Origin of the sequence: Enterobacter sp. EC_50 (genome assembly GCF_019584525.1) — a bacterium.
Lineage (GTDB): Bacteria > Pseudomonadota > Gammaproteobacteria > Enterobacterales > Enterobacteriaceae > Enterobacter > Enterobacter roggenkampii.
In genome coordinates this window covers 1-12,039 of the sequence record NZ_VDAF01000044.1, presented here as the reverse complement: position 1 = coordinate 12,039, position 12,039 = coordinate 1, and the positions used below count along the sequence as shown (strand labels likewise).

10 protein-coding genes are annotated in these 12,039 nt (G+C 52.0%); 4 read left to right on the top strand and 6 right to left on the bottom strand.

Annotated features, from left to right (window positions below; translation table 11 throughout):
• Positions 1-136 precede the first annotated feature (136 nt).
• The gene (locus FHC48_RS22425) at positions 137-1,732 is read right to left on the bottom strand and encodes an ABC-F family ATPase (protein ID WP_008501187.1); all 1,596 of its coding nucleotides are present in this window, start codon (positions 1,730-1,732) and stop codon (positions 137-139) included.
• 222 nt (positions 1,733-1,954) lie between these two features.
• Here FHC48_RS22425 and ldtB point away from each other — a divergent pair, with 222 nt between their 5' ends.
• Positions 1,955-2,875: a L,D-transpeptidase gene (gene ldtB, locus FHC48_RS22420; protein WP_008501186.1), complete on the top strand. Its 921-nt coding sequence runs from the start codon at positions 1,955-1,957 to the stop codon at positions 2,873-2,875.
• Positions 2,876-3,117: 242 nt separating this feature from the next.
• On the top strand, positions 3,118-3,927 hold the full coding sequence (locus FHC48_RS22415; protein WP_023615566.1) for a glycosyltransferase: 810 nt from the start codon (positions 3,118-3,120) through the stop codon (positions 3,925-3,927).
• Positions 3,928-3,935: 8 nt separating this feature from the next.
• On the opposite strand, the gene FHC48_RS22410 is transcribed toward FHC48_RS22415, so the two are convergent.
• Genes FHC48_RS22410 through FHC48_RS22400 form a run of 3 tightly spaced genes read right to left on the bottom strand, consistent with a single transcriptional unit; the run spans position 3,936 to position 7,418 of the window.
• Positions 3,936-4,652 (bottom strand): GntR family transcriptional regulator, encoded by a 717-nt coding sequence (locus FHC48_RS22410; RefSeq protein ID WP_008501185.1) that lies wholly within the window; start codon positions 4,650-4,652, stop codon positions 3,936-3,938.
• A gap of 15 nt (positions 4,653-4,667) precedes the next feature.
• Positions 4,668-5,990 (bottom strand): PTS sugar transporter subunit IIC, encoded by a 1,323-nt coding sequence (locus FHC48_RS22405; protein ID WP_023343637.1) that lies wholly within the window; start codon positions 5,988-5,990, stop codon positions 4,668-4,670.
• A gap of 51 nt (positions 5,991-6,041) precedes the next feature.
• Positions 6,042-7,418, bottom strand: a complete 1,377-nt coding sequence (locus FHC48_RS22400; RefSeq protein WP_059362900.1) for a glycoside hydrolase family 1 protein — start codon at positions 7,416-7,418, stop codon at positions 6,042-6,044.
• A 402-nt stretch (positions 7,419-7,820) separates the two neighbouring features.
• On the opposite strand from FHC48_RS22400, the gene FHC48_RS22395 reads away from it, so the two are divergent.
• Entirely contained in the window at positions 7,821-8,822 is a 1,002-nt protein-coding gene (locus tag FHC48_RS22395; protein WP_261308049.1) for a succinylglutamate desuccinylase/aspartoacylase family protein, read from the top strand.
• Positions 8,823-8,918: 96 nt separating this feature from the next.
• Here FHC48_RS22395 and FHC48_RS22390 read toward each other — a convergent pair whose 3' ends face one another.
• Positions 8,919-10,031: a hypothetical protein gene (locus FHC48_RS22390; RefSeq protein WP_048027042.1), complete on the bottom strand. Its 1,113-nt coding sequence runs from the start codon at positions 10,029-10,031 to the stop codon at positions 8,919-8,921.
• Between the two features lie 23 nt (positions 10,032-10,054).
• Entirely contained in the window at positions 10,055-11,365 is a 1,311-nt protein-coding gene (locus FHC48_RS22385) for an MFS transporter (RefSeq protein WP_119312028.1), read from the bottom strand.
• A gap of 360 nt (positions 11,366-11,725) precedes the next feature.
• Here FHC48_RS22385 and FHC48_RS22380 point away from each other — a divergent pair, with 360 nt between their 5' ends.
• On the top strand, positions 11,726-11,965 hold the full coding sequence (locus FHC48_RS22380) for a hypothetical protein (protein ID WP_220420603.1): 240 nt from the start codon (positions 11,726-11,728) through the stop codon (positions 11,963-11,965).
• Positions 11,966-12,039: the final 74 nt, after the last annotated feature.

Below are 12,039 nucleotides of genomic sequence, written 5' to 3'. Positions count from 1 at the left end.
GCGTTGCATAGGTCGGGTCTCAGTCCAGGGCATAGCGAGTCTCCTCTTCTATGCCAGTTATAACTGTTACCCATGTATCCGGTCTAAAGTGTTACCCATGTTTCCGGTTCATACCGAAGCGCCACCGGGCTTTTTTTTAGCCGTCGATACCTTTGCTGCGCAGGTAATCTTCGTAGTTACCGGTGAAGTCCACCACGCGCTCTGGCGTAATCTCGATCACGCGGGTTGCCAGCGAGCTGACGAACTCACGGTCGTGAGAGACGAAGATCAGGGTGCCCTGATACATCTCCAGCGCCATGTTCAGCGATTCGATCGATTCCATGTCCAGGTGGTTAGTCGGTTCGTCCATCACCAGGATGTTTGGTTTTTCCATCATCAGCTTGCCGAACAGCATGCGGCCTTTCTCGCCACCGGAGAGCACTTTAGCAGGCTTTTTGATGTCGTCCTGGCTGAACAGCAGACGGCCCAGGATGCTGCGCACCGCCTGCTCGTCGTCGCCTTCCTGCTTCCACTGGCTCATCCAGTCGAAGACGGTGAGGTCATTTTCGAATTCGTACTCATGATCCTGCGCGTAGTAGCCAATCTGCGCGTTCTCGGACCATTTCACGGTGCCGTTGTCCGGCTGCAGTTCGCCGACCAGGGTTTTCAGCATGGTGGATTTACCCACGCCGTTGGCGCCCAGAATGGCAATCTTCTCGCCCACTTCCAGCAGCAGGTTGAAGTTTTTAAACAGCGGGCCTTCATCGAAGCCTTTGGTAAGGGCCTCCACTTCCAGCGCGTTACGGAACAGCTTCTTATCCTGCTCGAAGCGGATGAACGGGTTCTGACGGCTGGAGGCTTTAACCTCTTCCAGCTTGATTTTGTCGATCTGACGCGCACGCGAGGTCGCCTGACGCGACTTAGAGGCGTTAGCGCTGAAGCGGCTAACGAAGGACTGCAGGTCCGCAATCTGCGCTTTCTTCTTGGCGTTGTCCGCCAGCAGACGCTCGCGCGCCTGGGTGGCGGCGGTCATGTACTCGTCATAGTTGCCCGGATACACGCGCAGCTCGCCGTAGTCCAGATCCGCCATGTGCGTACAGACCATGTTCAGGAAGTGACGGTCGTGCGAGATGATGATCATGGTGCTGTCGCGGTCGTTGAGCGTCTGCTCCAGCCAGCGGATGGTGTCGATGTCCAGGTTGTTCGTTGGTTCGTCGAGCAGCAGGATGTCCGGGTTAGAGAACAGCGCCTGAGCCAGCAGCACGCGCAGCTTCCAGCCTGGCGCAACTTCGCTCATCGGGCCGTAATGCTGTTCAACCGGAATGCCGACGCCCAGCAGCAGCTCGCCCGCACGCGCTTCCGCAGAGTAACCGTCCATCTCGCCGTACTGCGTTTCCAGATCGGCCACTTTATAACCGTCTTCTTCGCTCATTTCGGCCAGCGCGTAGATGCGATCGCGCTCCTGCTTCACTTCCCACAGCTCCGCGTGCCCCATGATCACGGTGTCCAGCACGGTGAACTCTTCGAAGGCGAACTGATCCTGACGCAGCTTACCGATACGCTCGTTAGGGTCGAGCGAGACGTTGCCGAGGGTCGGCTCCAGATCGCCGCCGAGGATCTTCATGAAGGTGGATTTTCCGCTACCGTTGGCGCCAATCAGGCCGTAACGGTTGCCGCCGCCAAATTTGACGGAAATGTTTTCGAACAGCGGCTTACTGCCAAACTGCATAGTGACGTTGCTGGTAACTAACACGGGGAGATTCCTGCGAAAAGTGTGATAAACACGGCATTATGCCACAATTCCGAATTGAGATCCCGTGTTGCGGCAATCCACTAAACTTTAACAAAATCGAAAAAAATGTGATTTCGTACACATCTGAATTCCCAGTGAGCGGGAATGCACATATAATGCGCTCCCATCACAGATTCAGACTTATCAACTCATCGCCAGAATGGCTTAGATACCTCGCACAACATGAACATGAAATTAACAACGCTTTTTGCGGCGGCGTTAGCCGTAGTAGGTTTTTGTAAGACCGCGTCTGCGGTGACGTATCCCCTGCCGACCGACGGAAGCCGTCTGGTGGGTCAAAACCAGGTGGTGACAGTGCCTGAGGGTAACTCTCAGCCGCTGGAGTATTTCGCCGCGCAGTACCAGCTGGGCCTGTCTAACATGCTGGAAGCGAACCCGGGCGTTGACCCGTATCTGCCAAAAGCAGGTACCGTGCTGAATATTCCTCAGCAGTTGATCCTGCCGGATACCGTTCATGAAGGTATCGTGATCAACAGCGCCGAAATGCGTCTGTATTACTACCCGAAAGGCACCAACACCGTTATCGTGCTGCCAATCGGTATCGGCCAGCTGGGCAAAGATACCCCGCTGAACTGGACCACCAAAGTTGAACGTAAGAAAGCGGGCCCAACCTGGACCCCTACCGCCAAAATGCACGCGGAATACATCGCTGCGGGCGAACCGCTGCCAGCCGTTGTGCCAGCCGGCCCGGATAACCCGATGGGTCTGTATGCCCTGTATATTGGTCGTCTGTATGCGATTCACGGCACCAACGCCAACTTCGGTATCGGCCTGCGCGTGAGCCACGGCTGCGTGCGCCTGCGTAACGACGACATCAAGTTCCTGTTCGAAAACGTGCCGGTGGGTACGCGCGTGCAGTTTATCAATGAACCGGTGAAAGCGACGTCTGAGCCAGACGGCAGCCGCTACATCGAAGTGCACAACCCGCTGTCCACCAGCGAAGACCAGATCAACAACAACGAGATCGTGCCGATTACGCTGAACAGCGCGGTGCAGTCCGTGACCTCTCAGCCTGACGTGGAAACCACCATCGTCGACCAGGCGATTCAGAACCGTTCCGGTATGCCGGTGCGTCTGAACTGATCTTTCTGAATCTTTAAAGTACCTTATAAGACCTCGAAATCTCGGGGTCTTATTACTCCGCGATACCCACTGCACTCATCGTTTCTGAACAGCAATTATTGCCGTAAGTCCCATTCTTGCCATTTTCTGCCAACCCGGCGTGGTTACATCTGATCCTCTAAGTGTTATGATGCGCCTACTTATAACATCAGTTTAATCTGTATTTATAGGGTCTTTTTATTTCCTGGAGCACACTTAGTACAATGATCAGTATTAACTTAACAACAACAAAATCGCGCCTTTATCTCTGTTCGCAGACAGTGTGGTCACTAGCGAACCAGAGTAAAAAAGTCGATCAAATTGTTGTATGGGTCTCCAGTACACCTTATCTCAGTGATGAAGGCATCACTGAAGAGCCTGAATGGGCGCAGAAAATTCGCCAGACAGGTACAAACCTGGTTTTTAAATGGGTTAAAAACACCGGGCCTTATCGTAAATTGTTTCCTGCGTTACAAGCGGCAACGGAAGAGGATATTCTGATTTATGCCGACGATGACGCCATTTATAACGAAATGTGGGCAGAAACCCTACTAGATGATTTTTACCACCACAATCAGGAATATGTGGTTGCTGCGCGCGTGCGCGAAACGGTAAAGAAGAAGAAAGAACTTCTTGATACCTATCGTAATTTCCCGCTTATCACCGTGCCAAAAGTTGTTAAGCAAAACTACATCATCACCGGTCTTGGTGGCGTTGTCCTCAAGAAAAACATGATTCCGGAGTATTTCCATTTTAACGAGGATTTTATTCGGGTTTGTCCTCGCGCAGATGATATTTGGATCAGCAAACTGATTCAGCTCACCAAAACACCGGTCTATGTTTCTGCAAAGAGCATTCGTTTTGTTCATGAGATAATTCATGATTATGGATTATCACGCGACAATACCAGCAAAATAAAACGATCCTGGATCCAAAAAATCCGTTTTACATTTAAGCCGGGTCATATTCAGCATCTGTGTCAGAACGATCTTTACATAAAAGATACAGACAGCTATTTCGAGTCGTGTGCCTGAAGGACGGACTATCCGTTATTCACGATAACAATCCCGCCGTGGTCGTACCGATAGTGGCAGTGGGCATACTCCAGCGCGGTGCCATCTTCCAGATAAATGACCTGCTCCACCTCCAGCACCGGATCGGTTTCCTCACAGACCAGATGCTCTCTGTCCAGCGCGTTGGGCTTTAGCGCCCGCACCACCCGGTATGACCCCATAATTTTCAGCCCCAGGGTTTCCTGAACGTACTGAAACACCGAACCTTCAAGATGGCTTTTCGTCAGGCCCGGCACCAGATTCATCGGCATCACCGTGGAATCCAGCGACATGGGTTCGCCGTTTAATAAGCGCAGACGAATAAAGTCATAGACGGGCGCATCGGCGTTAATCATCAGCGACGCCTGCTCTTTTTCGTTCGGGAAGCGCAGTTCAAAATGCACCACCTGGCTGGTAACCGTGCCCAGGTGTTCCCAGGTTTTGGTGGCACCGAAATAGTCGCTGCCGGAGAGATCCCACTGCGAGAGCTGGAGGAAGTTTTTGCGGATGAACGTCCCTTGCCCCTGGCGGGTGTAGACCAGCCCTTCGACGATCAGCTGGCGCATCGCCTGCTGGATGGTCATCCGGCTGGTGCTGAACTCCGCCGCCAGCGCAAACTGGTCCGGGAGCGGTTCATTGGCGGCGTACTGCTGGCTGATAATGCGTTTCTTGATTTCCCGCGCTATGGTGATGTACTTCGCCGCCATCGTCCTTCCTTACAGTTAGTTTTCTATCCCGCTGTTTTTCAACGCCACTCGCTCGGCAATCTTGAGGAAAGGCAGGTAGAAGAATACACCAAATACAATGATTGCCAACTGCACCACCACCGCCCGCCAGTCCCCTGCCGTCGCCAGCCAGGCGCTGAGAATCGGCGGCGTGGTCCACGGGATCATCACCACGCAGCGCGACATGAATCCCAGCGTGGTACAGAGCCAGGCGAAGTAAATGCCTATCGCGGGCAACAGCACAAACGGGATCATTAGCGGCAGGTTAAAGACAATCGGCAGGCCGAAGATCACCGGCTCGTTGATGTTGAATAAGCCCGGCGCCAGCGACAGACGCGCTACCTGCTTCGCCGACTGCTGTCGGGAGAAGATAAAGATGGCGATCAGCAGCGAGATCGTGCTGCCGGTTCCGCCCACCATGCCAAACGTCGGCACGAAGATGTTGTTGATGATGTGCGGAATGGGCTGGCCGTTGGCGAAGGCCAGCATGTTCTCGTTGGTGTTGATCAGCAGAAACGGCTCCAGCACCACGCTGTTGACCACCGACTGATGGATACCGAGCGTGAACAGAAAGTTGCCGAAGCTGTAGATGAAAATCGTCCCCGGCAGGCTGGTGTTGATCAGCCGCAGCGGCTGCTGGATAAAGGTGGTAATGAGATGGATCAGATCCGTGTGCAGCACGTTTGCCAGTATGGCCGCCAGCACCGCGAACAGGGAGAGCGTGAGGATCGTCGGGATCAGCGCGGTAAAGGATTTGCTGACCGCTGGGGGCACATTTTCCCCGAGCGATATGTGCAGCGCCTTCAGGCGCGAAATCGCGATAAACACTTCCGTTGAGAGCAGCCCAATCAACACCCCGGCGAAAATCCCGGTGGAGCCGATATTGGCGAAGGTCAGGACCTGCGTGACGTTCACCGCGGCGTCGCTGCCAACGGGCGTAACCTGTAAGCGCATCGGCATCATGATGATAAAACTGCTGACGGCGATAACCACTGCCGAGACCGGGTTGTCGAAATCTTTGTTGCGCGCCAGTGACCAGGCGATCATCGGGGCCAGCAGCAGCGCAGCGATGTTAAGCGTGCCGTTGATAATCGCCTCGCCCCACACTTTGAAGTGTGCCAGCGTATCGCCGTGAAAAATCCACGGGAACACCACGTTGTTCACCAGCACCGCCAGGCCGGCGAGGATGAAAATCGGCATCACCGTGGCGAAGGCGTCGCGCAGGGAGCGCAGGTGCACCTGGTTTGCCAGGCGCGCCGAGAACTCGACAAACTTATCGACAAAGGACTGCATATGCGGTGTGATTTTTGTTTCAGACATAGCGGCGTGTTCCCATCAATCAGTCACAAAAACGGCCCGGCAGCGTACGGCTTACATCTCGCGTCCGTTGGTATGGATAACCTGTTTTAACCACGCGTAGCTCTTCTTCGGCACGCGCCTGAGGTCTTTCAGGTCGTGGTTTTCCCGGTTGACGTAGACCACGCCGTAGCGCTTACGCATGTCGCCCTGGGAGCTGAGAATGTCGATTAACCCCCAGCCGAGGTAGCCCATGACCTCTGCCCCGTCCTCGAACATCGCCGCTTTCATCGCCTCGATGTGCGCCCGGTGGTAGTCGATGCGGTAGGTATCCTCGATGGGGTTGACGCCATCCCAGGACTCAATCACGCCAATCCCGTTTTCAATCGGGAAGACCGGCATGCGCCAGTCGTTGGCGTAGCGGGTAATGATGGTGCGAAAACCGAGCGGGTCGATCTGCCAGTTCCACTCGGTGGCTTTCAGGTAGGGGTTATTTTTCTCGCCGTGCAGCAGGTAATAGTTGACCGGCGTGCCTTCCGGGATCGCATCGCTGTCCAGCGTTTTGCTGGCGTAGTAGCTGAAGGCCATATAGTCGTTTCTGGTGCGCGCCAGTAGCGCTAAATCTTCGGCGCGGTAGATATCACCAAAGCCTTCCTGCTCCACCACCGCCATCACCGCCGGGCTGTAGCCCTGCCCGGCAAAGACGCGCAGCAGGTTCTGGTTGAGGAACTCGTCATACTGCTGGGCGCAGAAGATATCGCGCGGTTTGCAGGTGGCCGGGTAGATCAGCTGGTGCGCCAGCATGCCGCCCATCAGCTGGCCCGGTTTCGTCTGGTGCAGATACTCGGTCAGCGCCATGTGCGCCACCATGGTATGGTGCTGCAGCTCGTACAGCTCGCGCAGGGTTTGATCGCCTTTCATGTAGCCGGAAATACGAAACGCTTCCGGCATATGGAAGATGTTCTGCTCGTTGAAGGTCAGCCAGTACTTCACGCGGTCGCCAAAGCAGTCGATCATCTTTTTACCGTAGCGGATAAAGGCGTCCATTACGCGGCGGTCATTGAAGCCGTTGTACTCCTGCGCCAGCGCCAGCGGCATATCGAAGTGGTAGAGGCAGATCATCGGCTCAATACCGCGGGCGATGAGATCGTCAATAAAGCGGTCGTAAAACGCGATGCCCTCGTCGTTGAACGCGCCGTCACCCTGCGGACAGACGCGGCTCCAGGAGATCTGGAAGCGGTAGCAGTTCATGCCCAGATCCTGCATCAGGTCGAAATCTTCCCGGTAGCGATGGTAGGAGTCGGTCGCCACTTTCCAGTCGGAGATGTTCTCCCCAGCTTCGCGAATGTCGTACACCGACATCCCCTTCCCGCTCTCGTTCCAGGCCCCTTCCGTCTGCATGCTCGATACCGAGTTGCCCCATAAAAAGTTGGCCGGCAGCTGATTGCTCATGTTTCCTCCCTATATGACTAGTCATTTAAAATTTCATGACTAGTCATATAGGCGAAGATGGCATGTCGATCAAAGCGGAGGATCGTTTTTTGTGAGGTAGGTTAGAAAGAAGACGCCGGGCAGGAAAAATGAATCGCGCAAACCCTGTTATTGAGGCCGGTGCGTTAGCCTATGCAAAATCACATTTCCCGATCGTGCCGCTGGCTGGCCTCATAAAATCACTATTAACTTAATGAGCACGAACCACGGCCCAGGCCGAAAAATAAAAATCTCAACCCTATCAAATGGAAAATGACGCTCATGAAGATATCTACTAGCCGTATCGCATTCGCTCTCAGCTTAGCGTTGCCATGCTCAATGACTCACGCGGCAACGGTGTATACGGGTGATAAGGTGCAGGGAGTGCCGGTTATCTCGACTCTGGATGTATCAGACCTGACAGCAGGACAACATCGCTTCATGTTCGAGGGGGTTGAGACAGGAACAGGACAGCGCTGGTATGTCCCCATCATGGTGGCAAAAGGCAAAACGGACGGGAAGAAAGTCCTGCTGCAGGCGGGCGTCCACGGGGATGAGCTAAACGGAGTGCGCATCGTACAAAAAGTGATGGAACAACTGGACCCCGCAAAAATGAACGGCAGCGTTATTGGCATTATTGGTCCAAACCGTTCTGGACTTGAAAGGGTCTCCCGGACATGGTCCGTTTCAACCGATGGTGGCGAGACGATCGACTACAACCGCGTGCATCCAGGAAAAGAAACGGGTAACCCTGCCGAGCGTCAGGCATGGATGATGTGGAATAAGGTTTACAAAGGAAATGTCGACCTGGCGATTGACTACCACACCCAGTCTACCGGAACGGCTTATCCGCTGTTCATTTATGCCGACTACCGCAATGCGGATGCCCGGACGATTGCAGAACTTTTTCCGGCCGATCAAATTAAGAAAGATCCCGGCGAAGCCGGCTCAATGGAGACAACCTTTATTCAAAATGGTATCCCGGCGATAACGGCCGAGACGGGAGAGCCGAGGATTTACCAGCAGGATATGATTGCCCGGGGTGTAGAGGGTGCCCTCAATGTACTGATTCATTACAAGGTGATTGAAGGCAAAATCGGCGCAACCGCCATCAGCAATAAAACGTATATTGGTAATGCGATCAGTTCAATACGAGCGACCACGGGCGGGTTTGCGGAAGTTTTCGTTAAACCCGGCGACACGGTAAAAGCAGGACAAGAGGTCGCCCTGCAGCGAAATGCATTCGGTGATGTTGTCGCGAAGTATTCAGCAGAGCGGGACGGCAAAGTACTGTCAGTTGGAACAGATGTCGTGAGAGAACCCCGAGCCCTGCTGGTAAGAGTCCTTGAGCAAAATCCAGCGGCAACCTGCAAAGACGGTTGCTGATTGCCGCCACGGCCCATCGTTAAATCGGCAAAAGCGTGCTCAGTGAAATAAGCCGCTTTCGCCGATTTCTGTACCGATGGGCAAAGAAATTTAAAATCACCTCGACAGATTTTTAAAATATCCAATGCCGATGGTCTTACGGAAACGCCAGTCCTGCCATTGAGGCCATAAAACGTGGGCGATCATCGCGATAGCTATCCATCGGAACCAGGTGGCAAACGTATTACTGTGCCCCTGAGGCTCTTTATATCCCTTCACCCATCCATCATATCCTCGCTCGCCAAGTAAGGTGTCCGGGAATCCACCATCCGCATTCTGGAAGTCCAGCAATTTCACGAGCATACTGCGGAGCCAATGCTCAATTTCATCGCTGCGATATGGGCAACGCGCGTGGCCGTGCGCCAGAATATCGATAATATCGACATCAATACAGCTGCTGCGAATGGCTAGAGGTTGTTCCAGGCAGCGGCTTATCGACTGGTTAAAATAGGGAATATTTTCATCGAGTGCATAAAATACATGTAAATTATGCGTCGCACCGCAGAGCGCAAATAGTAAAGCTTCATGGCTGTACTGCTGACCCGGCCCCCAAAAACCTGAATAGGGTTCGCTTTGCTGATTATGCCAGAAGATCATATCCTGCAAACGTTGAGCCGCAGGACCGTTCGGTTCTCTCTGCTGTTCGAGTAACAGAAAACTACCGATATTGACGATATTATTACCTTCCAGCCAGGGATCGCGCATATCACGTTGACCTAACCATGCCCAAAAATACTGAGCGTCGAGGTAAGGTTTCAAAAATGGCAGCTCGATTCTATCCAGTTGATCCAGCACTTCCAGCGTCCCCATACAGTAATTGGTTGTATGAAAACGCATGTACTGGCGCGTTTTTTCAGCATCCGGTCCTTTCCATGTTTCGTTCCAGCACAATCCCGGCAACTGGAAAAAACCGTCCTTTCCCTGATGACCCAATATCCAGTCCGCAAGCGCTTCTTTCCCGGCGATCTCATCCCCCAATAAAACGCGAGCCATCGTGCCATCATAGGTTCCCGGCAGAAGCATCTGCGGCCATTGCTCGGGCTGGTGAAGTTCGCTAACGCGTAATACGCCTGCCGTTGCGTTGGGGAGTTGCATTTTATTTAGCCAAAGAAGACTTTTCTCTCTGGCTGCCAAAATACGTTCCTTTAACAGACTATCGGTAAATGACATGTTCTGTACCTGTATAGTTAATATTATTTAAATTTAGCTGCTGACATTGATGGAATTAATAAATGCATGATCAGGAAACCCAGCAGATAGGCAAAACCACCCATCAGGAAAATAGACCAATAGCTTCCTGTAGCCTGTAAAATATGGCCTGTAGCTTGGGTGAAAATAATTGAACCGAGAGAGCCAATCAGGCAACCAATACCGACAACAGCTCCCACAGCCTGCTTAGGAAACATATCGGATACGCTTGTATAAAGATTGACCGACCAGCCCTGATGCGCTGCCACAGCAAGCCCAATCAGCAACACTGCGCACCAAAGATTGGAAACATTCGAGACCAGTAAAATAGGAAGCACGCAGGTAGCGCATAACAATAATGTCGCTTTACGCGCTTTATTGACGGCCATACCGCGGTTTACCATCCATGCAGGGAGATAGCCACCTGCAAGACCGCCCATCGTTGCCAGAATATTGATTAATACCAGGGGCATCGCCATATGCGCCATATCAATACCGCGAGCGTCATGCAGCCACTTCGGTAGCCAAAAAAGGAAGAACCAGAAAATCGGGTCAGTGAGAAATTTGCAAATGGCGAATGCCCAGGTCTGCTTAAACTTTAGCAAACCCAACCAGCTGATTTTTTGAGTTGTTTGTGCTGTAATATCAGCGTCATCATCCTGATTAATCCAGGCTAATTCTTCTTTATTTACCTTCTTAATTTTCTCCGGCTTTCCGTATAATATCAACCAGAAAGCAATCCAGATAAACCCTACGGCACCGGTTACGATGAATGCTTCACGCCAACCCCACTGTAATGCTATCCATGGAATAATAACAGGAGCAAAAATATTACCGATGTTGGAACCCGAATTAAAAATACCCGTTGCAAAAGCACGCTCTCGTTTCGGGAACCACTCTGCGGCAACCTTCACAGCTGAAGGGAAGTTGGCACTCTCCCCAAGCCCAAGGAAGATTCGCGCGTAGATAAATCCTATAACGGTACCGACCATTCCGTGAGCCATCGCAGCTAAACTCCAGATTGCCAGTGAGACAGGTAAAACCAGGCGTGCGCCATAAACGTCAACAAAACGTCCGCACAGGAATAAACCTAAGGCATAGGCAGCCTGAAATGCCGTCACTATATTACCGTATTCAATTTCATTCCAGCCAATATCTTTTTGTAATATTGGGGCGAGCAACCCTAATATAGATCTGTCGAGATTATTTATGGTGACAGAAAAAAAGAGCAACGCGCAAATTGTCCATCGATATCGACTGGTTGTAGAACCAATATTTACTGCTTCATTCCTGACACCACCCTGCAACTGACCCATCGTATTTCCTCCGTCACGATTTAATAATCGTATCCAAACAGACCCATAGTAATTAATTTCAACCAGTGTACGTTACCCGGCCTGAATGCATGACGGATAAGAAACAGAAGTGAGATCCCTGAAGTCCTGCCATAATTTTATGTGAGTCATATCGCGCCTCAGGGTTGCAGATGTGATCAAAATCACCATAGTAAAAGCAATTATGAGATGTACATCACATTAGAATCCTGTCGTTATTCGACCTCCATCACATTTACATGTTTTTATCACTTAACTTTCCTTCTGTTTATGAGGAACAGCTCCAGCGCCTTAATTCGAGCCGTTATTCTACAGAAACACCTCTTTTATGAAGGATATCTCATGTTGGAAAAATCGGACCTGGCTGAAAATGCCGTTGAATGCTTACATAACGAGCAATATGACCAACCGTATAATAAGCAGAATCTCAATCATACTAATCTGTTATTCACGGGTGGCCGAGACCGTGAAAGCCTGAGTGGCGAATGGCGCTTTACGCTGGATCTTCACGACACGGGATTAAGACAAAAATGGTATCTCTTAGGGAAGGTGCGAATAAGCGGGGAAATTCTTCTCGGCTGACTCAGTCATTTCATTTCTTCATGTTTGAGCCGATTTTTTCTCCCGTAAATGCCTTGAATCAGCCTATTTAGACC